Origin of the sequence: Micromonospora sp. NPDC047620 (assembly GCF_043205005.1) — a bacterium.
Classification (GTDB): Bacteria; Actinomycetota; Actinomycetes; order Mycobacteriales; family Micromonosporaceae; genus Micromonospora.
In genome coordinates this window covers 1-22,234 of record NZ_JBIDDG010000047.1, presented here as the reverse complement: position 1 = coordinate 22,234, position 22,234 = coordinate 1, and the positions used below count along the sequence as shown (strand labels likewise).

Genomic DNA, 22,234 nt, shown 5'->3' with positions numbered 1-22,234 from the left:
GAGCGAGTGGAGCGGGTGGCGGAGCGCGGGTCAACCCCGGGTCGCCGCCGGAGGCAGGGAGGCGTCATGAGCGACCGCTTTGTCGTCGTCGGGGCCGGCACGATGGGGCTCGGCATCGCGTACGTGGCGGCCGGGGCCGGGCACGCCGTCGAGCTGGTCGAGGTGGACCGGGCCCGGGGCGCCGCGGCCGTGGACCGACTCGGTGAGCTGTGGGACAGGGCGGTGGGGCGCGGCAGGTTGACCGCCGACCAGGCCGCGACGAACCAGGGGCGGGTGACGCTGCGGGCCGCGCTCGCCGACGTCGCGCAGGAGCCGGCCGTGGTGGTGGAGGCCGTACCGGAGCGGCCGGACCTCAAGCGGGCGGTGCTGCGCGAGGCCGAGGCGCTGCGCCCGGCGCTGCTGTGCAGCAACACGTCCAGCATCTCGATCGCCGAGCTGGCCGACGGGCTGGCACGGCCCGAGCGCTTCCTCGGGCTGCACTTCTTCAACCCGGTCTGGGCGATGGCACTGCTGGAGGTCGTGGTCGGCCCGGCCACCGCCGACGAGACCACCGCCGCGGCCGTCGCGCTCGCCGGCCGGCTGGGCAAGGACCCCGTCGTCGTACGCGACATGCCCGGCTTCGCCACCTCCCGGCTCGGGGTCACCCTCGGCCTGGAGGCGATCCGGATGGTCGCCGACGGGGTGGCCAGCCCGGCCGACATCGACAAGGCGATGGTGCTCGGCTACCGGCACCCGATCGGCCCGCTGGAGCTGACCGACCTGGTGGGGCTGGATGTGCGGCTGGACATCGCGCGCACCCTCCAGGCCGCGTACGGGGACCGGTTCGCGCCGCCGCCGCTGCTGGCGGAGATGGTGGCCGCCGGCAGGCTGGGCAAGAAGTCCGGCCAGGGCTTCTACCGCTGGGAAGGCGGGGTGAGGTCGTGAGCGGGCTGCGAATCGAGGAGCGGCCGGACCGGCTGGTGGTCACGCTCGACCGGCCGGAGAAGCGCAACGCCATCGACGCCGACCTGATCGCCGAGCTGCACCAGGTCTGCGCGGAGCTGGAGGCGCGCCCCCGCCTGCTGCTGCTCACCGGCGGGGCCGAGGGCATCTTCGCCGGCGGGGCGGACATCGGGCAACTGCGCGAGCGGGGCCGGCTCGACGCGCTCGCGGCGATCAACTCCGCCGCCTTCGCCCGGATCAGGGCGCTGCCGATGCCGACCGTGGCGGCGGTGGACGGGCCGGCGCTGGGCGGCGGCGCCGAGCTGGCGTACGCCTGCGACCTGCGGGTCTGCACCGAGCGTGCGGTGTTCGGGCAGCCGGAGGTGCGGTTGGGCATCCTGGCCGGCGCGGGCGCGACCCACCGGCTGCCGGCACTGGTGGGGGAGGCCCGGGCCAAGGAACTGCTCTTCACCGGCCGCCGGGTGGACGCCGAGGAGGCGCTGCGGATCGGCCTGGTCAACCGGGTGGTGGCCGAGCCCGACGAGCTGCTGCCCACCGCGCACGGGCTCCTGGACGAGATGGCCAAGGGGTCCGCGCTGGCGCTGCGGCTGACCAAGCTGACGGTCGACGCGCCGGCCGCCGCGCACCCGCACCTCGACCTGGTCAGCCAGGCGGTGCTCTTCGAGGACGAGGAGAAGCGCCGGCGGATGACCGACTTCCTGGAGCGGCGACGGTCCCGCTGACCGGGGGGCGCCCGCGTGGCGGCGTCGGCACCCGCGACGGCGGTATCGGCATCCGCGTCGCGGTGCCGGCGGCATGACGGCGACGGCCGCACCGGTGATCCGGTGCGGCCGTCCGCGTGCGACGGGTCAGCGGCTCAGTGCCGCATCTCCACGCCGGCGTCCGCGAGCGCGCGGATCACCTGCGCCGACTCCGCGAACCCGATGACCAGCACGGCGTCCGCGCCGAAGTCCTTGATCTCCTTCGCCCCGGCCGTGAAGTCCACGGGGTTGGCCTTGGCGTCGGCCGGCGGCTCGTAGGCCAGCAGCTTGATCCGGTCGCCGTCGACGCCGGTGCGCTCCAGCTCCGCCTTGACGGTGGCCTGGAGGCCCTCGCCGTAGGAGTCCTTGCGGGCCACGATCGCGATCTTCTGCGGCCCGTCCCGGAGGATCACGTCGGCCAGCGCCCGTCCCTGGAGGCTGTCCGGCGGGGCGGTGCGGAAGTAGAGGCCGTTGTCGTCCAGCTTGGTCAGCCCGGCGTCGGTGTTCGAGGAGGAGAACAGGATCTTTCCGGCCCGCACCACGTCGGGCAGGACCTCGCGGGAGATCCCGGAGGCGCCGGCGCCGATGAGGACGTGCACGTTCTGCTCCACGTGCTTCGCCACGGTGGCCTTGGCCACCTTCGGGTTGGTGCCGTCGTCGCCGTCGATCCAGACCACCGGCTCGCCGAGCACGCCGCCGGCCGCGTTGATCTCCTTGATCGCCAGGGCGGCCGCGGCGGCCATCGGCGGGTACGCCATGGCCAGGTCACCGGTCATCGGCAGCAGGCCGCCCACGACCAGCGGGGAGCCGTCGCTGCGGTCGGTGCGGCCACCGCGCTGCTTCTTCCCCTTCGGCGGGGCCTCGGTGCTCGCCGCCGACTCGTCGCCGGCGCCGACGAACTCCGTCTTGCCGTCGTTGAGCTGCTGGCCGTCGAAGTGCACCGTGGCATAGCTGGCGGTCGCCGGCTCGCCGGCGTCGGTGAACCCGGCCCGGGTCATCGAGACGCTGCGGTACTCCACGTCCTGGCCGGCGCGGGCCAACGCCAGGCAGGACGCCACGTCCTCGCAGCGCTGCCCCTCGTTGGTGACGCCGACGATCTGCTTGGCGATGGCGGCGGGGTCGGTGCTGCCGGCGAGCTGGGCGGCGATCGCGCTGATCACCACCGCGTCGTACGTCTCGGCGGTGTAGAGGAAGTCGTTCAGTTGCGGGTCGACGGACCGTAGCCGGTTCTTGAAGCTCTCCGGCAGCGGCGTCATCGGCGTGGTGCCCTTCATGCCGTCGACGAGGTTGGCGCGGTCCTTCAGCTCAGCGGGGTACGAGTTGAGCATGTTGCCGTCGGAGCCGTAGAGGCGCACCTGGTGGGTATTCGTCTCGTCGGGCCCCTCGGTCCCGCAGGCGCTGGTGGCGAGCAGGAACGTCGCGCAGGTGGCCAGGGTGGCCGCCCGCGAGGCGCGTGACTTGAGCATGGTCGTCCTTCCTCCGGCGAAGGTCCGCTGCGCACATTAGCGTGCCGACATGTGCGGCGTGACCACGGAGGCGACTCAATCCGCAGGTCGTTGGCCATGCACACGGAGAGTCACCAGCGCCGATCGCTTGACCCGCTGCCCTACCGTGCGGTGCGTGACGGAATCACCACAGCAGACGCTCGACGACGCGACCGCCGTGCTCCGCTCGGCGCTGGCCGGGGACGGCGACGCGGTGGTGGGGGCGTTCGACGCGGTCGTCGACCGGTCCGGCCTGGCCGGCGCGTACGGGGTGGCCTGGTGCCTCGCCGCGACCATGGTCGGCGGGCCGGTGCCGCAGGGCACGTGCGCGCTGGACTTTCCCGGGATCGACGAGGCGGACTACGACACGCGCTGGGTGGCCCGCTTCGTCAGCGCGTACGCCAACGCCGACGCCGACACCGGCGAGGCGCTGTTCGGGGCGGCGGCCGCCGACGGGTTGCTGCCGGACTGCCTGCTCACCCTGGCCGGCTCGACAGTGGCCACCCTGCGCAGCCGGGCCGGCTGACCGGCGACCGCCGCCGTCCCGAGCCGACCGCCCCGCGTGGCAGGCTGGGGGCATGTCCGAGGCCATGCTCAGCAAGGTGCGCAAGCTGCTGGCCCAGGCCGAGGACCCGGCCTGCACCCCCGCCGAGTCGGCCGCCTTCACCGCCAAGGCCACCGAGCTGATCGCCCGCTACGGCGTGGACCGGGCGCTGCTGGCCGCCCGGGACCCGGCCACCGACCCGGTGGGCGACCGGGTGGTCGAGGTCGTCGCCCCGTACGCCCGGGACAAGGCCGGCCTGCTCGCCGCCGTCGCCGACCCGCTGCGCTGCCGCTGCGTCCGCCGCCGGCAGGGCAGCGGCTTCGCCATGCACCTGTTCGGCTTCGCCAGCGACCTGGAACGCGTCGACCTGCTCTTCACGTCGCTGCTCGTGCAGGCCGCGCACGGGCTGGCCGCGGCCGAGGTGCCGCCCGGTGAGCATCCCGCCGCCTTCCGGCGCTCCTGGCTGGCCGGCTTCGCCCAGGTGATCGGCGTGCGGCTGAGGGCGGCCGAGGCCCACGCGGTCGCCGACTCGGGCGGGTCGTCGGTCGCGCTGGTGCTGGCCGACCGGTCGGATCGGGTGCGGCACCGCGTCGCCGAGGTGTACCCGCGCCTGCGCACCGCCGCGCCGCGCCGGCTGGCCGGCAGCGGGTTCGGCTCCGGCGCGGAGGCGGGACGCCGCGCCGACCTCGGCGGCCGGGGAGTCGCCACCGCTCCCGGTATCCGCCCGGGCATCGGCCACTGACGGCTCGGGCCACGGCGACGGTGCCCGTGGCCGGATGGGTGAGGCGGCGGGTGGCGCGGGTCGGTCAACCGGCGCCGTGGGCCACCGTGGTCGCGTAGCGGGAGAGCAGCTCGTGCCAGCCGGCGGTCAGCGCCTGCCGGTAGCCCTCCGCGGCCTCGCCGTGCCGGTCGAAGTGCCGGTGCTCGACCTTCACCCGGGTCCGCTCCGGCCCGTCCGGGTGGAAGAGGACCTCCACCTCGCTCGCCTGCGCGGGGTCCGGCACCGGCGCCCGGTCGGCGCCGATCTGCCAGGTGAAGACCAGCCGCCGGGGCGGATCCCAGGTCAGCACGCGCCCCCAGTCGCAGCGGAAGCCGTACGGGCCGATCTCGTAGAGCATCCCGCCGGCGCGCGGCTCCATGCCCAGCTCGGCCAGGTGTTCCGGGCCGGACCACGTGTACTCCATCACCCACCAGGCCGCCAGGGCGTCGGTGAACACCGCGAACGCCTCGTCCGCGGGGCCGGGGACCAGGAGAACGCTGCGCAACGAGAACTGGTCGTACTCCTGCCGGATGCCGGCCGGGTCAGCCATCTCCTGTCCCATAGGCCCGGACCATACCGGCTGATGCTCGGGTGTGCAGCTTCGTGCGCTGCCCGGTTCCGGACACCCTTTTGTGGGCCCGTACGCCCGTACGGCGGCCGGCCGGCGCGCGTTCCCGGGGCGGGACGGAGGCGGGATGGGATGGTCGACCGGATAGCGGGTAAGCGCGCCGGACGGTCCCGGCCGGACCGGGCCGGAGGAGGCGGAGCGGGGAGCATGAGCGAGAACGCGCAGCAGCGGGAGCCGGACCGGGTCGCCGGGCCTTCGCCCCGGCAGGAGGGGGCGACGGAGCCGGACGTCCTGCTCGACGTGCCGAAGGTGTCGGTCGACTCGATCCGGCTCGCCGTGGACGGGCTGGACGCCGACCTGTCCCTGCGGGCGCGGCTGGCCAACCTTCTCCAGATCGACGCCGGCGTCCGGGTGCACATGCAGGGCGTCGAGCTGGACATCACCGGGGTGCACGCCGAGGCGCAGCTCACGGTGCGCCTGGAGAAGCTGGCCGACATCCTCGACCGGGCGCTGAGCACCATCGACCGCAACCCGCAGATCATCGACGCCCTGTCGCGTACGGCGACCGCCTCGATCGACGACGTGAACCGGGCGACGCAGCAGGTGGCGAACCTGGGCGGGCAGGTCGCCGGCTCGGCGACGCAACTCGGCGGGCAGGCAACGGGTTCGGCGCAGCAACCCGGCGGGCAGAGCAGAGCCTCGGCGGAGCGGCCCGGCGGGCAGGTCAGCGGCTCGGGGGAGCGGCCCGGCGGCGCGACCGACGATCTCGGGCAGCAGGTCGGCGCCATCGGTGCGGTCGCCGACCGGTCTCTGCGGGAGCCGGGCACCCAGGGGCAGGGCGGGGGACCGGGCGCGGGCCGGGCGACGCCGGGCGGCGGCCTGGCCGGCGCCGGGGAGCAGGGCCAGCGCGCCGGGGAGCAGGCGGGGGGCGAAGCGGGCCCATCCGCCCAGGCGCGCCCTGAGCAGGGCGGGCCCGAGCAGGTCCGCAGGGGGCAGGGCGGGCCCGGACGCGGGCCGCGCGAGCAGCCCGACGAAGCCGGCGGTGATGGGACGCCCAGCGCGACGCAGCTCGCGGAGCAGGCGGGGGAGACGCTGCGGCAGGCCGGACGAAGCGTGTGGGAGGCGATCCAGAGCGGGATGGCCCAGCGCCGGCAACAGGGGCACTGACGGGGGTCGCCCCCGACCCGGGGCCCGCCCTCGTCGCGCCGGTGACGGCGGACCACCGCCCTCGTCGCGCCGGTGACGGCGGACCAGCCGCAGACGACGCCGGTCCCCACCCGCGTCCTGCGCGGGCGGGGACCATGCATCCCCGGCGACTGTGGCCAGGGGTTGTGATGGCCCGCCGACCTTCCGGCTGCCAGCCCCCGACCAGTACGGTCAGGGCGTCGGGCGCCTCGTCATGCCGCCTCGTCCCGGAAACGCACCTCGGGATAGGCCGGGGCCGGTGCGTCGAGCAGGGGCTGCGTTCGGTCGCGCAGGTGCGCGTCGAGGAACGCCGCGACGTACGCGCGGGTGATCAGCAGTTGCCGGTCCCCCGGAATGGCGCCCGGGTCCATGCCCAGTTGGGCGCCGAGGACCGGCCGGTCCGTGAAGGAGAGGTGACCACTGCCGGTGACGGTGAGCCACTGCTTCCAGCCGGCCAGGCCGGGCCAGTCGCGCAGCCAGCTCGCGTCCGTCGGCCGCTCCGAGCCGACCAGCAGGAACGGCTTGGCCACCGTACCCGCCGGGACCGGGACGAAGTGGGTGCCGTCCAGGTTGACACCGGCGTCGACCCGCCGGTCGGTGCGGAGCGCCTGCGCGGCGCTCGCGCCGCCGATGGAGTGCCCGGCCATGCCGATCCGGCTCGAGTCGATGAACCGGGCGCCGCGCCACACCGGACGCGGCCCGGTCAGCCGGTCCAGCAGGAACGACACGTCGGCCGCCCGTCCCTCGACCACCCGGGGAAGCCTGTCCTGCCCTGTCGCCTCACAGGCGAGACAGTCGGCGACCCGCCCGTCCGGGAACTCGACTCCCCGCGCCTCGTGGGGGTGGTCCACGCCGGCCACCACGTACCCCCGGCTGGCCAACTCCTCGGCCAGCCCGGTCAGCGACTCCCGGCTGAGACTGAAGCCGGGAGAGAGCACCACCAGCGGCCAGCCCCGGGCGGCCGGCCGGACCGGCACGTCGCGGCGGGCGTTGGTGCGTACGGTGGTCAACAGATCCGGCGGAAGGGGCAACCCCTCGGCGGCGATGATCCGCGCGGAGACCGCCGCGGTGGTGTAGGGCGCCCGCACTCCCGGCGCGGCCACCGCCGGGTACCAGAGCGACACCATCAGCTCCCGGCGTAGCTCGGGCCGCCACTGGTCGGGCCGGGTGTTGTCGGTCAGGTGCAGCCAGGTGGTGCCGACCGGGTAGTGGCCGGTCGGTGCCGGCAGCTTCAACGCCGGCGCCGGCGCCGACGCCTGGGCCGCGACCGGACGGCCGGCCAGCAGTGTGGCCAACAGCGTCAGGAGTACGAGCAGTGCCCGGCCGCCGCTACGCAAGGCGACCACCGGCCGCTGCGCCCGACGGCGCCGTCGCGCCGAAGCGTGTCATCAGCGCAGTTGAAGTGATCATGCTGCCTCCCTGAGGATCGATCCGTCGTGACGCGTCGACGGTAGGGATCCGCCCGGGGCTCGCACCGTGCCCGAACGACAGGCGGGCGTACCCACCTTCGTCAGGGTTCGGCCATGCGAGGTCGGCCACGGCAGCGTCGACCGGCCCGGCAGAGGGGGCGGCTTACTCCGCGTCCCTTTCAGGTGGTCTGCACCATCCGGCGCGTGTGAACGTCTGTCACCTTTGTGCCAGCGGTCCGATTGGCGCCGCCGCAAGCGGCGGTGATCAGAGCAGGCCGGACACGACGATAGCCACGAAGATCAGGATCACCGCCTCGCTGACCAACCACGAGTGGTCATTGGCCCAGTTGCGGATCTTCGGCAGCGCTGCCGTCGCCCGCTGACCGAACGCGAGCAGGGCGAGCAGTGGCAACGCCAGTAGCAGCAGCGTCAGACACAGGAACGGCAGCAGGTTCCACCACGGCTTGTCGTGGGCTGCCAGGCTGCCGGCGACTGCCAGCATGGTTGCCTCGTCACTAGGCATGGCGATGAGGAGAAGGAAGCCCAGCCCGAAGGCGAAGCGCGGCTTGGCCTCCTGCAACCTGCTCATCCACTTCGGCGGCTGGCTTCGCTCGCGGCGGGCGAAGATCATTACCATCAACGCCAGCAGCACCAGCAGCACCACCCAGTCGATCACGCGACGCGTGCCGTCATGCTTGTTCTGCCCGTTTCCAGCGCCATGCACCGTGTGGAAGACGACGTACCACGCGGTCAGCGCGACGAGTATGCCGAGCCCAGCGCCGACCAGGAAGGCGAGCGAGCTGCGCTTCGCGTTCCGGCTGGAGGCGAGGAAGATGGCGCTGACGATCTGCGGACCGGCGATCATCACGAAGGCAAGCGGCAGGACACTCAGCAGATTCACGGTCCCTCCCTGTTGCCCTGATTCTTTTCCGAACCGCCCCCGCCAGATCGGCGTTCTGGGTGATCCGGTCCGTCCGGCCACAGCGAGTTCGTGCAATCCATGTGCAACACGGAGCGGCCGTCGGCGGGATTCCGGGGTCAACGAGGGTCAGACCGAGCAGTCGTGTTCTCGGGGCGTGACGCAGAAACGCCGACCGGCGTTTCCGCTGGTCGGCGCTTCAGTAGCCCGGCGAAAGGCTATGTGGCCAGGGGCGGGGTCGAACCGCCGACCTTCCGATTTTCAGTCGGACGCTCGTACCAACTGAGCTACCTGGCCGTGTTGCTCGGTTAATGCTACCCGCACGGCGGGCTGTCCGCCGGGAGGGTCACACGCTCCGATACGCAGAACGCCGCGCGTGGTGGGCGCGGCGTCAGCGCTGGCGGTCCTGACGGGACTTGAACCCGCGACCTCCGCCTTGACAGGGCGGCGAGCACTCCAACTGCTCCACAGGACCTAGCTTTGTTGCCTCCGGCCGAAGCCGGACCGTGCCCCCAACGGGATTCGAACCCGTGCTACCGCCTTGAAAGGGCGGCGTCCTGGGCCGCTAGACGATGAGGGCGGCCCCGCCATCATTGCACACTCGCAACTTCAAGCGGACTTGCTCCCATCCGGCCCCGCCGGAGGCTTGGATAGCTTACGTGATGGTCGGCCGCTCGACCAAACCGGTATGGCCCTGGCCACATCGACCCACAAAACCGCAGGTCAAAGGCGGTCTAGCGGAGCCGGGCGATGCCGAAGCGGCGCTTCAGGTCGGTGATCAGGTGCGGGCAGGCGGCCAGGGTCGCGGCCCGATCGCCGCCCCCGTCGTGCAGCAGCACGACCGATCCGGGCCGGGCCGCGGCGCGTACCCGCTTGGTGATCGTCGCGCTGGTGGGCTTGCCCCAGTCCTGCGGGTCGACGTTCCAGTGCAGCGACCGCATGCCCAGCTGCTTGGCGACCGACACCACCTCGGGCGTCCACCGGCCGCCCGGCTGCCGGTAGAACGGCACCTTGGCGCCGGGCACCGCGGCCCGGATCGCCGCGTTGGTGCGGGCCAGGTCGCTGCGGATCTCGGCGACCGGTCGCCGGGCGAGGTCCAGGTCGTGGCGCCAGCTGTGGTTGCAGAGCTGGTGCCCCTCCCGCACGATCCGCCGCACCAGATCGGGGTGGCGGCGGGCCTGGGTGCCTACCACGCAGAACGTGGCGGTGACCCGCGCCGCGCGGAGGTGGTCGAGGATCTTCGGCGTCCAGACCGGGTTGGGCCCGTCGTCGAAGGTCAGCGCCACGGCCCGTACGCCGGTACTGCGCTGCAGGCCCGGCGGCAGTTTGCTGGGCAGCGGCCGGACCGGGCGTTTGGGCGGCGGGGTGCTGCGGGTCGGGCGCGGGCTGGCCGTCGGGGTCGGCTCCGGCGGCAGCGACGCCGAGGCGACGGGGCTGGGGCCGGCCGCCTCCGGCGGGGACGCGGAGGTGTCGCCGCAGCCGCCGAGGAGGAGGGCAAGGGCCAGACCGGATGCCAGTACGGCGCGTGGGCGCATCGTTCGCTCCCGAAGGGGGTCGGGGTCAGCGGACCCCCGACGCTAGTGGACGGCTTTCCGTCCCGGCACCCCGGTCAGCCGGCGGTGGACTGGTCCAGCGAGTCGTGTACGGCCAGCGCGAGCGAGACCGCCTCGGTGAGGTCGAGCGGCCGCACCACCCCGGCGGGCAGCGAGTCCGCCGGCCAGCCGGGCCCGGCGGCGAGCACCAGCAGCGGCCGGCGGGGCGCGGCGAGCAGGGCGGTGAGCTGGGCGGGGTCGGCGGTGGCCGGGGCGTGCGACCAGACGACCACGGCGGCCGGCCCGGTCCGGTTGACCGCCTCGACCAGCGCCGCCACCGGCACCCGGGCACCGAGCATCCGGTAGCCCACCCCGGCCTCGGCGAGCGCGGCGGCGAGCGCCTCCAGCGGCAGGCTGTGCTGTTCCTCGTCGGCGCAGGAGAGCAGGACGCGCGGCGGCCCGGTGGGCGCGCCGGCCCGGGCGACCGCCGCGAACGCCTCCGACACGCACCGGGAGACCAGGTGCTCGACCTCGATCAGGCCGGCGGTGGCGGCGTGCCGCTCCCCGATGCCGACGAGCACCGGGCGCAGCAGCCCGTCCCAGGTGGCGACCACCCCGTCCGCCTCGACGGCGCGCGCGATCGCCTCGCTGATCGCCACCGAGTCCAGCCGCATGGCGGCACGGGCCAGCCCCCGGGCGGCCGGCCCGGCCCGGCCGACCGGGATCGTCGGGCCGCCGCCGTCCCGCGCGCCACGGGTACGCGTGGGCGGGCGGGCCCCGGCGTCGGCGGCCGGTGCGGCCTCCGGCGTCCGACGGGCCCAGCGGGCCGCCTCGGCGGGGGTGACCCCCTGGGCGGTGAGCCGCCGCATGATCTCCAGGCGCGCGAGGTCGGCCGGCGTGTAGCGCCGGTGGTGTCCCGGTACGTGCTCGCTCGGGCCGAGCCCGTAGCGCTGATGCCAGGTGCGCAGGGTGGTGACGGCGACCCCCAGCTGCCTGGCCACCGCCCCCGCGCTCAGCGCCTCATCGGCCACCCGACCGCTCCGACGCGTCGTCCGCCGGCAGCGCGGCGGGGCTCGTGGCCGCGTTCGGCGGGCCGACGGTCGGCCGCAGCAGCCGGTTCACCACCCCGCCCAGCCAGGGCGCGTACGCGCGGGGATCGGCGTCGAGGTCGGCGGCCAGCTCGACGGGGTCGACCCAGCGCAGCTCGGCCACCTCGCCGGGGTCGGGCAGCAGCGGCGTGCCCGGCCGGAACCCGCCCCGCAGGACGTGGTCGTACTCGAACTCGACCCGGCCGGTGGCCGGGTCCTCGGCGTAGTAGACGTACACCCCGACCTCGGTCAGCTCGACCGGGTCGGCGCCGAGCTCCTCGCGCAGCCGGCGGTTGGCGGCCTCGACCAGCGACTCGCCGGGCGCGGGGTGCCCGCAGCACGAGTTGGCCCAGCGCAGCGGGAAGCGGGTCTTCACCCCGGCCCGGCGCTGGAGCAGCACCCGGCCGTCGGGGTCGACGAGCAGCACCGAGAAGGCGCGGTGCAGCTGGCCCGGGGGCTGGTGCGCGGCGGACACGGTGGTCTCGCCGTGTGCGCGCCCGGCGTCGTCGACGAGCTCGACGAGGTGCTTCTCGCGGGTGGTCACGGCAGGTGCCTTTCGGGTGTGCGGGCGAGGGTCATCAGGATTCCCCGGTGATGCGGCTGGCGGCGAGCTTGCCGGAGATGAGCACCATCGGCACGCCGACGCCGGGCTGGGTGCCCGAGCCGACGAAGACCACGTTCGGCAGCGTCCGGTGCAGGTTCGACGGGCGGAACGGGCCGGTCTGGAAGAGGCTGTGCGCGGCGGCGAACGGGGTGCCGGCGGCCATCCCCTGCTCGGCCCACTCGGCCGGGGTGACGGCCCGCAGCACCTCGACGCCCGCGCCGAAGCCGACGTAGCCGCGCTCCTCCAGGGTCCCGACGAGCTGGTCGGCGTAGCGGTCGGTGAGGTCGCCCCGCCAGTCGAACGGCGCCCGGTGGAGGTTGGGCACCGGCGCGAGCACGTAGTAGGTGTGCCGTCCGGCGGGCGCGACCGACGGATCCGTCCGGCTCGGGTTGGTCACCAGCAGAGACGGGTCGCTCATCAGCTCGCCGCGCCGGATGACCTCATCGAAGGTGCCCTTCCAGGACCGTCCAAAGTGGATGTTGTGGTGGGCGATCCTCCCATATCCCTGCCGGGATCCCACGTGCAGGACCACGCAGGACGGCGAGTAGGTGAGCCTGCGGGGGCGGGTCGGCGGCAGCAGGTCGCGGTAGGCGACCGGCAGGTCGGGGTTGAGTACCACCACGTCGGCCGGGATCAGCTCCCCGTCGGCGGTCAGCACGCCGGTGGCCCGGCCGTTCGCGGTCTCCACCCGGGTCACCGTGGTGTCGTACCGGATCTGCACGCCGTGTTTCTCGGCGGCGCCGGCCATGCCCCGGGAGACCGTGTGGATGCCGCCGCGCGGGAAGTAGACCCCGGCCACCGAGTCGAGGTATGCGATGACCGCGTAGATGGCCAGGGCGTCGTGCGGGGCGAGGCCGGCGTACATCGCCTGGAAGGAGAAGATCCGCTGGGTACGCGGGTCGCGGAAGAACTGGTTGATCTTCGTCTGGAGCCGGCGGAAGGCACCGCCCGCCAGCAGCCTCACGAGGTTGCCGGTGAGCAGGTCGGTGGGCGCGTCCAGGTTGCGCTCGATGAAGTCGGCGCGCTCCCACTGCCAGAGCTTCCGGGCGTAGTCGACGAAACGCAGGTAGCCGTCGGCCTCGCGGGGGCCGCAGACCCGGGCGATCTCGGCGGCCATCCGGGTGGTGTCGGTGATGACGTCCAGCGTCGACCCGTCGGGGTAGTAGGCCCGGTAGGCCGGGTCGAGCGGGGTCAGGTCGAGCCAGTCGTCCAACTCCTCGCCCACCGCGCCGAGCGCCTCGGCGATCAGGTCCGGCATGGTGAGCACGGTGGGGCCGGTGTCGAACTCGTAGCCGTCGACGCCGAGCCGGCCGGCCCGGCCGCCCGGCACCGGCTCGCGCTCCAGCACGGTCACCTGTCGGCCGCTGCCCGCCAGGTGCAGTGCGCAGGCCAGCCCACCCAGGCCGGCGCCGACCACCACCACCCGGTCTGTACGCCCGTGCACGGTGCGCACGCGACCACCTCCCTGTGCGAAGTTGCCCATCACGCCCGCCGGTTGGTGGCGGCGGTGGCGAGACCGGCCAGCGCGGTGCGCGCCGTCCCGTCGATCGACGCGGCGTCGAGCGCGGCGAGCGCCTCGGCGACCCGGTCGGAGATCATGCGCTCGACCCGGTCCACCGCGCCGGTGTCGGCGACCACGCCGGCGAGCCGGGCGATATCCCCGTCCGTCACCCCGTCGCCGACCCGGTCCAGCGCGCGCCGCTGAGCCGGCGTGGCGAGCTGCCGGGCGAGCATGAGCAGCGCGGTCGGCTTGCCGGTGCGCAGGTCGTCGCCGGCCGGCTTGCCGGTGGCCGACGGGTCGCCGTAGACGCCGAGCAGGTCGTCGCAGAGCTGGAACGCCTCGCCGACCGCGAGCCCGTAGCGGGTGTACGCGGCGATCAGCGGGGCGTCCGTGTCGACGCCGGCCAGGCAGGCGCCGAAGAGCAGCGGCTGCTGCACCGTGTAGCTCGCGGTCTTGTAGCGGGCGACCCGCAGCGCGCGGTCGACCGACCAGTTCGCCGCGTCGCTCTCGCCGAGCACGTCGAGGTACTGCCCGGCGATCGTCTCCACCCGCATCTGGTCGTAGCAGCGGCGGACGTGGAGCAGCCGGGCCGGCGGCAGGGCGGCGTGCGCGAGGAGCCGGTCGGCCCACACCATGCAGAGGTCGCCGACCAGCACCGCGACCGCCTCGCCGAACCGACGCGGGTCGCCCCGGTGCCCGGCGGCGGCGTGCTGGGCGGCCTGCGCCACCTGCACGGTCGGCCGGCCGCGTCGAGTGGCGGAGGCGTCCATCACGTCGTCGTGCACGAGGGCGAAGGTGTGCAGCAACTCCAGGGCGGCGAACGCCGGCAGCACGGCCGGCAGCGGCTCCGCGCTCCCCGCGCCGCGCCAGCCCCAGTAGGCGAACGTCGGCCGGACCCGCTTGCCGCCGGCCAGCACGCTGTCGCGCGCCGTCGCGGCGAAACGGCCCATCGCCGCGTCGATCTCGGCCAGCGCGGCGACCTCGGCGGCCAGGAAATCGGCCAGGGTGCGGTCCACCGCCGTGACCAGATCCCTCGTGTACGCGGCCAGGACCGCGCCGACGAGGTCGTCCCCGTCCCCCGGGCCTGCCGGCGTGACGCGGAGGGTGTTGCCGGCAACTGCGTCGTTGGCCATGCGGCCGAGCGTACCCTAGGGTTACGTCTTGCGTCGATTGGTGCGTCGATACTTGAGGAGGGCCGGTGGACACGGATCTCACCGCTGCCTATGACCGTTGTCGTGCGCTGCACAGACGCCACGGCCGCACCTACTATCTCGCGACCCGGCTGCTGCCCGCCTGGAAACGGCGGCACGTGCACGCCCTCTACGGGTTCACCCGCTACGCCGACGAGATCGTCGACCGGACCGAGGAGTTGTCCCCGGCCGAGCGCGCGGCGCGGCTCGACGACTGGGCCGGCCGCTTCGTCGCCGGGCTGCACGGACAGCCGGTCGACGACCCGCTGCTCCCGGCCGTGCTGCACACCATCGCCGTCTTCGATCTCGACCGGGACGACTTCGCGTCGTTCCTCAAGAGCATGGCGATGGACCTGACGGTCACCTCGTACCGCACCTACGACCACCTGCTCGACTACATGGAGGGCTCGGCGGCCGTCATCGGCACGATGATGCTGCCGATCCTGGGCAGCTCCGACCCGGCCGCGGCCCGCGAGCCGGCGCGCCAGCTCGGCTTCGCCTTCCAGCTCACCAACTTCATCCGGGACATCGGCGAGGATCTGGAGCGCGGGCGGACGTACCTGCCCGACGACGACCTCGCCCTGTTCGGCGTCACCCGCGAGGAGCTGACCGAGGCCCGCGCCCGGGGGCGCGCCACGCCCCGGATCCGGGAGCTGATCGCGTACGAGGTGGGCCGCGCCCAGGCGCACTACGCCGCCGCGGCACCCGGGATCACGCTGCTCGCGCCCGCCTCGCAGGCGTGCATACGCACCGCGTACGCGCTCTACGGCGGCATCCTCGACGAAGTGGCCGCGCAGGACTACGACGTCTTCGCCGGCCGGGCGCTGGTGCCGCGCCGCCGCCGGCTGGCGGTGGCCGCCCGCGCGCTCCTCACCCCGGCCGGCACGCCCGTGGTGATCCCCGGGCCCGCCCGGGCGCCCGCCCCGGTCCCCGTGCCGAGCCCGTGACCGTTTGCCATCCGGCTCCGGCGGTCGCACCCCGGGCCGGCGGCGCGCCCGGACCGGATCGGGCGCCCGCGGCGCCGGCCGCACTCTGGCCGCGCCCACCCGAGGCGGTCGGGGCGGGTCAGAGGCAGGAGTGCAGGGCGTCCACCAGGGCGTCGACCCGGTCGTGGTCGGCCAGATGGGACGTGGCGTAGGCGAAGGTGTAGCCGCGCGCGGGGTCGGCCCAGGCGGAGCTGCCGCCGATCCCGCCCATGCCCCAGCTTCCGTCCTCCTCCCACTGCATGCCCAGCGTCCACCGGGTGCGCCGGCCCAGCAGCAGGTCGTCGCCGTCGTACTGGACCCGCGTCGCCTCGCCCACCAGCTCCGGGCTGAACAGGCGCACGCCGTCGAGGACGCCGCCGGCGAGCAGGCCCGCGTAGAGCCGGGCCAGGGCGCCCGCCGTCGAGTGCAGGTTGACCGCCGGCACCTCCGCACCCCGCCAGAGCGGGCTGTTCACCACCGCCAGGTCCCGTCCGCCGGGCGGGTTGTCCAGCGCCCGCGCCCAGAGCGAGCCCGGCTCACCGGCCACCCGGTCCGGCCACCCCGGGTCGCCGTACCGCAGCTCGGCGCAGCGCCGCCGGTCCGCCTCGCCGAGGCCGAAGCCGAGGTCCAGCCGCCACGGCCCGGCGATCTCCTCGGCCAGGAAGCGCCCCACCGACCGCCCGTCGACCCGCCGCACCAGCTCGCCCACCAGATGCCCGTACGTCCAGGCGTGCTCGCCCGCGACGGACCCCGGCGGCCACTCCGGCTCGGCGGCGGCGAGGTCGGCGCAGAGCAGGCCCCAGTCGGCGATCGCGGCGGCGGGCCGGGGCACCGGGAAGGCCGGCAGCCCGGCGGTGTGCGTGAGCACCTGCCGGACGGTGGCCGGGGTGCGGAAGTCGGGCCAGTGGGCGGCGACCGGGTCGTCCAGGTCGAGCCGGCCCCGGTCGACCAGCATCAGGAGGCAGAGCGCGGCGACGGGCTTGCCGACCGAGTAGACGTTCACCGGCGTCTCCGGCAGCCACGGCCGCCCCGGCGACCGTTCCCCGCCGACGATGTCGACGACCGGCTCCCCGTCGTACCAGACCGCCAGGCCGGCCCCGGTCTCCCGGCCGGTGGCGAGCAGGTCGGCGAAACAGTCGTGGACGGCGGTGAAGCGGGCGCGCATCCGGCCACCGTAGGCGGCCGACGACCACCCGGGCAGCGAATATCGCGCCGGCCGGGTGGTCGGAGACCGGGCGGTGCGGAATGCTGGCGGGATGGCGGAGCCGGAACTGGTGGACGTGGTCGTGGTCGGGCTCGGGGTCGGCGGCGAGGAGGTGGCCGGGCGGCTCGCCGAGGCCGGGCTGACCGTCGTCGGCGTCGAGCGGGACCTGGTCGGCGGGGAGTGCCCCTACTGGGGATGCATCCCGAGCAAGATGATGATCAGGGCGGCCAACGCGATCGCCGAGGCGCGCCGGGTCGACGGGCTCGCCGGGACCGCCCAGGTCCGGCCCGACTGGGCGCCCGTGGCGAAGCGGATCCGCGAGGAGGCCACCGACACCTGGGACGACACGGTCGCCGTGGAACGGTTCACCGGCAAGGGCGGCCGATTCGTCCGGGGCAGCGCCCGCCTCGACGGCCCCGGCCGGGTCCGGGTCGGCGAGCGGGTCTTCCAGGCCCGGCACGGAATCGTGCTCGGCACCGGCACCAAACCGTCCGTGCCGCCGGTCGACGGGCTGGCCGACACGCCGTACTGGACCAACCGCCAGGCGATCGAAGTCGAGGAGTTGCCGGAGTCGCTGCTGGTGCTGGGCGGCGGCGCGATCGGCCTGGAACTGGCCCAGGTGTTCGCCCGGTTCGGCGTCCGCGTCACCGTCGTCGAGGCGGCGGACCGGGTGCTCGCGGTCGAGGAGCCGGAGGCGTCCGAGGTGGCCGCCGCCGCGCTACGCGCCGACGGGGTGAAGATCCACACCGGCGTACGGGCGGAGCGGGTCCGCCACGACGGGCGCGGCTTCACGCTGCACGGGGCCGACGGGGCGGAGTTCACCGGGCAGCGGCTGCTGGTGGTGACCGGCCGCCGGGCCCACCTCGACGAGTTGGGCCTGGACACCGTCGGGGTGGACGCCGGCCAGCGGTACCTGGCCGTCGACGACCGGCTGCGCGTCACCGACGGGATGTGGGCGGTCGGCGACGTCACCGGGGAGGGCGCGTTCACCCACGTCGCCATGTACCAGGCGGGGATCGTCGTCGCCGACGTGCTCGATTGCGCCCGGCGGGCCGACGGCGGGCCGGACGCCAGCGGCACCGCCCGCGTGACGGGCGGCGCGGTCAGCGCGTCCGGCACCACCGGGCCGGGCGCCCCTGCCGGCGCGGTGCCGCGCGCCGACTACCGCGCGCTGCCCAGGGTCACCTTCACCGACCCCGAGATCGGCGCGGTCGGCCTCACCGAACGGCAGGCCCGCGAGCGCGGGATCAACGTGCAGGTCGGCCTCGCCGAGCTGCCGTCGTCGGCGCGTGGCTGGATCCATCGGAGCGGCAACGAGGGCTTCGTCAAGCTGGTCGCCGACGCCGACCAGGGCGTGCTGATCGGCGCGACGTCGGTCGGGCCGGCTGGCGGCGAGGTGCTCTCCGGGCTGGTGGTGGCGGTGCACGCGGCCGTGCCGCTGGCCCGGCTCCGGCACATGATCTACGCCTACCCGACGTTCCACCGGGCCATCGAGGACGCGCTGCGGCACCTGCGCTAGCCGGTCGCGCTGCCGCGCCTGCGCTAGACGGCAGTGCCGTGCCGCCCGGCGCCGGCGGCGAACCGGGCCGCCCCGGCCGCCGCGTCGGCGGCGAGCGAGTCCATCCCGTACGCCAGCTCGGTCGCCAGCGCCGCCGGCTCCGGCTGGCCGGCGCCGGCCAGCACGGCGGCCCGGTCGTTGCGCAGGCAGGTCTGCGGGTGCCGGGCGATCTCGGCCGCCAGCCGCTCGGCCGCCGCCCGCGCCTCACCCGGGGCGACCAGCCGGTTCACCAGCCCCATCGCGTACGCCTCCTCGGCCGGCACCGGCCGGCCGGTGAGGATCAGGTCCATCGCCCGGCTCTCGCCGATCAGCCGGGGCAGCCGGACCGTCCCCCCGTCGATCAGCGGCACCCCCCAGCGCCGGCAGAACACCCCGAGGACCGCGTCGGACTCGGCGACCCGCAGGTCGCACCAGAGCGCCAGCTCCAACCCGCCGGCCACGGCGTGACCGGAGATCGCGGCGATCACCGGCTTGCCGAGCGTCATCCGGGTCGGGCCCATCGGGCCGTCCCCCTCTGGCTCGACCCGGTTGCCGCTCGGGGTGCCGATCGCCTTCAGGTCGGCCCCCGCGCAGAACGTGCCGCCGGCGCCCCAGAGCACGGCCACCGCCGCGTCGGGGTCGGCCTCGAAGGCGCGGAACGCGTCGGCCAGGGCCCGGGCCGTGGGCCCGTCGACCGCGTTGCGGGCCGCCGGGCGGTCCAGGATCACCGTGGTCACCGGCCCGTCGTGCTCGACGCGTACGCCCATCGGCACAGCATGCCCCGGTGGTGCCGGCGGCGCCAGGGGCGTCAGCGCGCCTTCGCGGCGCGGGGACGGACCAGGGTCGCGCCCAGCGCGGCGCCGACCACGCACGCCACCCCGGCCGCCTGCGGCCAGGCCAGCAGCTCGCCGAGCAGCACCAGCCCGACCAGCGCGCCGATCGCCGGCTCCAGGCTGAGCAGGATCGCGAAGACCCGGGCCGGCATCCGGCGCAGCGCGGCCAGTTCGGCCGAGTACGGCAGCACCGACGACAGCAGTGCCACCACGACGCCCAGCACGAGGGTCCACGGGTCGAGCAGCGCCGTGCCGCTGCCGGCGACCCCGAACGGCAGTACGGCGAGCGCGGCGACGGCCATTCCCAGCGCGAGGCCCCGGCTGCCCGGCACGCGGGCGCTGACCGCCTTGCCGAGCAGCACGTACCCGGCCCAGCCGACCGCGATGGCGACGCACAGCAGCAGACCCACCCGGTCCACCCCGGTCCCGCCGAGCCCGCTGATCAGCAGCACCCCGCCGCCCGCCAGGACCGCCCACGCCACGTCGGCGGGCCGGCGGCTGCCGGCGAGCGACACCAGCAGCGGCCCCGCGAAACCGATGGTGACCGCCACGCCGAGCGGCACCCGGTGCAGCGCCGCGTAGAAGGCGAGGTTCATCAGCGCCAGGGTGAGCCCGAACGCCCCGACCAGGCCGGCGGCGCGCCAGCCCAGCCGCAGCCCGGGCCGGGCCACGAGCAGCAGGATCAGCGCGGCGAAGCCGAGCCGCAGCGTGGTCGTACCGCCGGCGCTGGTGCTGCCGAAGAGTTGCTTGGCGACGGCCGCGCCGACCTGGGTGGAGAGCATGCCCAGCAGCATCAGCAGCGGTGGCGGCACGGCCCGGGGTCGGCCGAGGGCGACGGTCAGTCGGGCCGCCGGGTGGCCGGCCGGCAGCGGGCGGGAGGCGAGTGCGTACACCCGGACCACAGTGGTCGCGGACGGCGCGGCCCGCGACCGGATTTCCACCCCCCGGCCGGCGGGTCCTGCCGGCGGGCCGGGGCGGTGGATCCGGGCGGCGGCCCGGCCCTTGGTGGGTCCGGCCGGGCGGTCGACGGCCTAGCCAACCTGGGGGCCCTTTCGCGCGGGGCGGCGGGTCCGGGTGGCGCGGCGCTAGCATGCCGGGCGGCACGATCATGTGAGGTGCCCCGCGCGAGCGGGGAGAATCGGGAAGCCGGTGCGAATCCGGCACGGGCCCGCCGCGGTGACCGGGGAGCCACCGTCCACGCGCGAGAGCGCAGCCACTGGCCCGTCCGGGCCGGGAAGGCGGACGGCCAGGCGTCGATCCGGGAGTCCGAAGACCGGCCTCGCGGTCAGGTGCCCACGCCCGGAGCGTGGGCCGAGCGCAGCGGGAGCCTGCCTTGGATCTCTACGACGTCATCCATCGCCGCCGGGACGTCCGCGGCCAGTTCACCGGGGCGCCGGTGCCCGACGAGACGCTGCACCGCGTCCTGACCGCGGCACACGCCGCGCCGAGCGTCGGCTACTCCCAGCCCTGGGACTTCGTCCTCGTCCGCGACCCCGAGCTGCGGCGCCGGTTCCACGAGCACGTCCAGACCGAGCGGGACACCTTCGCCGCCACCCTGGACGGGGAGGCGGCCGAGCGGTTCGCCCGCATCAAGATCGACGGGGTGCTGGAGTCCACCCTGTCCGTGGTGGTCACCTACGACCCGGCCCGCGGCGGCCCCGCCGTGCTCGGGCGGCACGCCATCGCCGACACCGGGCTCTACTCGGCCTGCCTCGCCATCCAGAACCTCTGGCTGGCCGCCACCGCCGAGGGCTCGGCGTCGGGTGGGTGTCGTTCTACCGGGAGCCCTGGCTGGCCGAGCTGCTCGGCATCCCCGACGGCGTACGGCCGGTGGCGTGGCTCTGCCTCGGGCCGGTCACCCACTTCGAGGCCGTGCCCGACCTGGCCCGGCACGGCTGGCGGCAGAAGCGCCCGCTGGCCGAGGCGATCCACCACGACCGCTGGACGCCGCCGGCCCGCTGACCTCACCACCGCGGAAGGGCGGGCCCCATCCGGCCGGGGCGCGCCCGGTTCCGGGCCGGCAGAAACCTCGTCTGATCTCACCATCGCGGAAGGCCGGGAGCGCGGGCAACCCCGTGCTCGCGCCACCACCGATGGCGGGCCCCATCCGGCCGGGGGCGCGCCCGGTTCCGGGCCGACAGAACCCTCGTCACGCACCGCTGCCGATCCGTCACCGGATACCGGTTTGCGGTCGCTCCTGCCGGGAAGTCGGTACGGGTGCGAGCACTCATGACGAAGATCGAGCAGGCCTCCGCGCTGGACCGGATCGGCGACCGGTTGCAGTGGGCCGTCCAGGCCACCCTCCGCCCAAGGCGCGTCCGCGACCTGCTGCACGGCGTCTGGCTGGGGCACCCGCTGCACCCGGCGATGGTGCAGGTGCCGGTCGGCGCGTGGCTCAGCACGGCCGTGCTGGACCTGATGCCGGGGCAGCGCCGCGCCGCCACCACGCTGTGCGTGGTGGGCACCGTCAGCGCCCTGCCGGCCGCGATCGCCGGGCTCAACGACTGGGCGGCCCTCGCCCGAGACCAGCGCCGGATCGGCCTGGTCCACGCCGCCTCCAACAGCGTCGGCCTGCTGTTCTACGCCGGCTCCGTGGCGGCCCGGATGACCGGCCGGCACAACCTCGGCCGTACGCTCGGCTTTTTCGGGCTCAGTGCCGCGAGCATGGGGGCGTACATCGGCGGGCACCTGGCGTACAAGCAGGGTGCGCAGGTCAACCAGAGCATCTCCGAGCTGCACCGGATGAGCGACGGCTGGCACTCGATCGCGGACATGTCCGCCCTGCCGCAGCGAAAGCTGATCACCCGGGAGATCGACGACGTCTCGGTGATCCTCTACCGGCACGGCGACGACGTCACCGTGATGCTGGAGCGCTGCCCGCACCAGAGCGGCCCGCTCGGCAAGGGCGAGGTGCAGGAAATCGACGGGCACGCGTGCGTGGTCTGCCCGTGGCACGGCAGCACGTTCCGGCTCAACGGCGGCGAGGTCGTGCACGGCCCCTCCGGCAACGACCAGCAGGTCCTGCCCACCCGCATCGTCAACGGCATGCTGGAGACCCGCCTCCCCTAACCCACGCCCCCCACCCACCCCCACCCACCCTCACGCCGTTGATCATGAAGTTGTTGCCGTCCGGATCGGGGCGGTTTCTAGGGTTCAGTGCAACTGATCTTGGTTGTGCTGGGGGGTGTTGGTGGCCGCGCCGGGTGTGTTGACGTTTGGGCATCGTCAG

The 22,234-nt window shown here is 74.8% G+C and carries 20 protein-coding genes, 3 tRNA genes, 1 pseudogene and 1 riboswitch; of the genes and pseudogenes, 9 read left to right on the top strand and 15 right to left on the bottom strand.

Translation table 11 applies throughout. From position 1 onward, the window contains the following. Positions 1 to 66 precede the first annotated feature (66 nt). Together ACGF5C_RS32615 and ACGF5C_RS32610 are read left to right on the top strand one after the other, a co-directional pair. Complete coding sequence (locus ACGF5C_RS32615) at positions 67 to 924, top strand: 3-hydroxyacyl-CoA dehydrogenase family protein (protein WP_393307918.1); 858 nt, start codon at positions 67 to 69, stop codon at positions 922 to 924. Continuing rightward, positions 921 to 1,664, top strand: coding sequence for an enoyl-CoA hydratase/isomerase family protein (locus ACGF5C_RS32610; RefSeq protein WP_393307916.1), 744 nt, complete (start codon positions 921 to 923; stop codon positions 1,662 to 1,664). The genes ACGF5C_RS32615 and ACGF5C_RS32610 overlap by 4 nt, the downstream gene beginning before the upstream one ends. 134 nt (positions 1,665 to 1,798) lie before the next feature. Here the strand turns inward: ACGF5C_RS32610 and ACGF5C_RS32605 are convergent, their stop codons facing one another. Next, positions 1,799 to 3,148 (bottom strand): ABC transporter substrate-binding protein, encoded by a 1,350-nt coding sequence (locus ACGF5C_RS32605; protein ID WP_393307914.1) that lies wholly within the window; start codon positions 3,146 to 3,148, stop codon positions 1,799 to 1,801. A gap of 154 nt (positions 3,149 to 3,302) precedes the next feature. Between ACGF5C_RS32605 and ACGF5C_RS32600 the strand changes: the two genes are divergently transcribed. Both ACGF5C_RS32600 and ACGF5C_RS32595 read left to right on the top strand, forming a co-directional pair. Next, a complete protein-coding gene (locus ACGF5C_RS32600; RefSeq protein WP_393259898.1) occupies positions 3,303 to 3,692 on the top strand; it encodes a hypothetical protein in 390 nt (129 codons plus the stop codon). 52 nt (positions 3,693 to 3,744) lie between these two features. Beyond that, a complete protein-coding gene (locus tag ACGF5C_RS32595) occupies positions 3,745 to 4,452 on the top strand; it encodes a DUF2786 domain-containing protein (protein WP_393307912.1) in 708 nt (235 codons plus the stop codon). A 64-nt stretch (positions 4,453 to 4,516) separates the two neighbouring features. Here the strand turns inward: ACGF5C_RS32595 and ACGF5C_RS32590 are convergent, their stop codons facing one another. Then, on the bottom strand, positions 4,517 to 5,032 hold the full coding sequence (locus tag ACGF5C_RS32590) for an SRPBCC family protein (RefSeq protein WP_393307910.1): 516 nt from the start codon (positions 5,030 to 5,032) through the stop codon (positions 4,517 to 4,519). A 213-nt stretch (positions 5,033 to 5,245) separates the two neighbouring features. On the opposite strand from ACGF5C_RS32590, the gene ACGF5C_RS32585 reads away from it, so the two are divergent. Further along, on the top strand, positions 5,246 to 6,205 hold the full coding sequence (locus ACGF5C_RS32585; RefSeq protein ID WP_393307909.1) for a hypothetical protein: 960 nt from the start codon (positions 5,246 to 5,248) through the stop codon (positions 6,203 to 6,205). Positions 6,206 to 6,435: 230 nt separating this feature from the next. On the opposite strand, the gene ACGF5C_RS32580 is transcribed toward ACGF5C_RS32585, so the two are convergent. From ACGF5C_RS32580 to ACGF5C_RS32535, 10 genes are all read right to left on the bottom strand, one after another. Beyond that, positions 6,436 to 7,569, bottom strand: coding sequence for an alpha/beta hydrolase family protein (locus ACGF5C_RS32580; RefSeq protein ID WP_393307907.1), 1,134 nt, complete (start codon positions 7,567 to 7,569; stop codon positions 6,436 to 6,438). 328 nt (positions 7,570 to 7,897) lie between these two features. Next, positions 7,898 to 8,533 carry a GAP family protein gene (locus tag ACGF5C_RS32575; protein ID WP_393307905.1) on the bottom strand — a complete coding sequence of 212 codons (636 nt, stop codon included), beginning with the start codon at positions 8,531 to 8,533 and terminating at the stop codon, positions 7,898 to 7,900. 241 nt (positions 8,534 to 8,774) lie between these two features. Continuing rightward, positions 8,775 to 8,848 (bottom strand) — tRNA-Phe (locus ACGF5C_RS32570). A gap of 101 nt (positions 8,849 to 8,949) precedes the next feature. Next, a tRNA-Asp gene (locus ACGF5C_RS32565) sits at positions 8,950 to 9,026 on the bottom strand. 32 nt (positions 9,027 to 9,058) lie between these two features. After that, positions 9,059 to 9,131 (bottom strand) — tRNA-Glu (locus tag ACGF5C_RS32560). A 154-nt stretch (positions 9,132 to 9,285) separates the two neighbouring features. Next, positions 9,286 to 10,086, bottom strand: a complete 801-nt coding sequence (locus ACGF5C_RS32555; RefSeq protein WP_393307903.1) for a polysaccharide deacetylase family protein — start codon at positions 10,084 to 10,086, stop codon at positions 9,286 to 9,288. 74 nt (positions 10,087 to 10,160) lie between these two features. Next, positions 10,161 to 11,114, bottom strand: coding sequence for a MerR family transcriptional regulator (locus ACGF5C_RS32550; RefSeq protein ID WP_393307901.1), 954 nt, complete (start codon positions 11,112 to 11,114; stop codon positions 10,161 to 10,163). After that, the gene (gene idi, locus ACGF5C_RS32545) at positions 11,104 to 11,715 is read right to left on the bottom strand and encodes an isopentenyl-diphosphate Delta-isomerase (RefSeq protein ID WP_393307899.1); all 612 of its coding nucleotides are present in this window, start codon (positions 11,713 to 11,715) and stop codon (positions 11,104 to 11,106) included. Before idi ends, ACGF5C_RS32550 begins: the two co-directional genes overlap by 11 nt. A gap of 34 nt (positions 11,716 to 11,749) precedes the next feature. Further along, the gene (crtI, locus tag ACGF5C_RS32540) at positions 11,750 to 13,258 is read right to left on the bottom strand and encodes a phytoene desaturase family protein (protein ID WP_393307897.1); all 1,509 of its coding nucleotides are present in this window, start codon (positions 13,256 to 13,258) and stop codon (positions 11,750 to 11,752) included. Further along, the gene (locus tag ACGF5C_RS32535) at positions 13,258 to 14,409 is read right to left on the bottom strand and encodes a polyprenyl synthetase family protein (protein ID WP_393307895.1); all 1,152 of its coding nucleotides are present in this window, start codon (positions 14,407 to 14,409) and stop codon (positions 13,258 to 13,260) included. The genes crtI and ACGF5C_RS32535 overlap by 1 nt, the downstream gene beginning before the upstream one ends. A 65-nt stretch (positions 14,410 to 14,474) precedes the next feature. Between ACGF5C_RS32535 and ACGF5C_RS32530 the strand changes: the two genes are divergently transcribed. Beyond that, on the top strand, positions 14,475 to 15,413 hold the full coding sequence (locus ACGF5C_RS32530) for a phytoene/squalene synthase family protein (protein WP_393307893.1): 939 nt from the start codon (positions 14,475 to 14,477) through the stop codon (positions 15,411 to 15,413). Between the two features lie 118 nt (positions 15,414 to 15,531). Here the strand turns inward: ACGF5C_RS32530 and ACGF5C_RS32525 are convergent, their stop codons facing one another. Next, positions 15,532 to 16,596: a serine hydrolase domain-containing protein gene (locus ACGF5C_RS32525; RefSeq protein ID WP_393307891.1), complete on the bottom strand. Its 1,065-nt coding sequence runs from the start codon at positions 16,594 to 16,596 to the stop codon at positions 15,532 to 15,534. Positions 16,597 to 16,687: 91 nt separating this feature from the next. Between ACGF5C_RS32525 and ACGF5C_RS32520 the strand changes: the two genes are divergently transcribed. Beyond that, complete coding sequence (locus ACGF5C_RS32520) at positions 16,688 to 18,154, top strand: dihydrolipoyl dehydrogenase family protein (RefSeq protein WP_393307889.1); 1,467 nt, start codon at positions 16,688 to 16,690, stop codon at positions 18,152 to 18,154. A 23-nt stretch (positions 18,155 to 18,177) separates the two neighbouring features. Here the strand turns inward: ACGF5C_RS32520 and ACGF5C_RS32515 are convergent, their stop codons facing one another. Both ACGF5C_RS32515 and ACGF5C_RS32510 read right to left on the bottom strand, forming a co-directional pair. Next, positions 18,178 to 18,939 carry a crotonase/enoyl-CoA hydratase family protein gene (locus tag ACGF5C_RS32515; protein ID WP_393307887.1) on the bottom strand — a complete coding sequence of 254 codons (762 nt, stop codon included), beginning with the start codon at positions 18,937 to 18,939 and terminating at the stop codon, positions 18,178 to 18,180. Between the two features lie 41 nt (positions 18,940 to 18,980). Beyond that, complete coding sequence (locus ACGF5C_RS32510; protein WP_393307885.1) at positions 18,981 to 19,898, bottom strand: DMT family transporter; 918 nt, start codon at positions 19,896 to 19,898, stop codon at positions 18,981 to 18,983. Positions 19,899 to 20,101: 203 nt separating this feature from the next. After that, a riboswitch (cobalamin riboswitch) is annotated at positions 20,102 to 20,302 on the top strand. A 36-nt stretch (positions 20,303 to 20,338) separates the two neighbouring features. Here ACGF5C_RS32510 and bluB point away from each other — a divergent pair. Next, positions 20,339 to 20,967: pseudogene (bluB, locus tag ACGF5C_RS32505) on the top strand (5,6-dimethylbenzimidazole synthase). A gap of 267 nt (positions 20,968 to 21,234) precedes the next feature. Beyond that, a complete protein-coding gene (locus ACGF5C_RS32500) occupies positions 21,235 to 22,074 on the top strand; it encodes a Rieske 2Fe-2S domain-containing protein (protein WP_393307883.1) in 840 nt (279 codons plus the stop codon). Positions 22,075 to 22,234 lie beyond the last annotated feature (160 nt).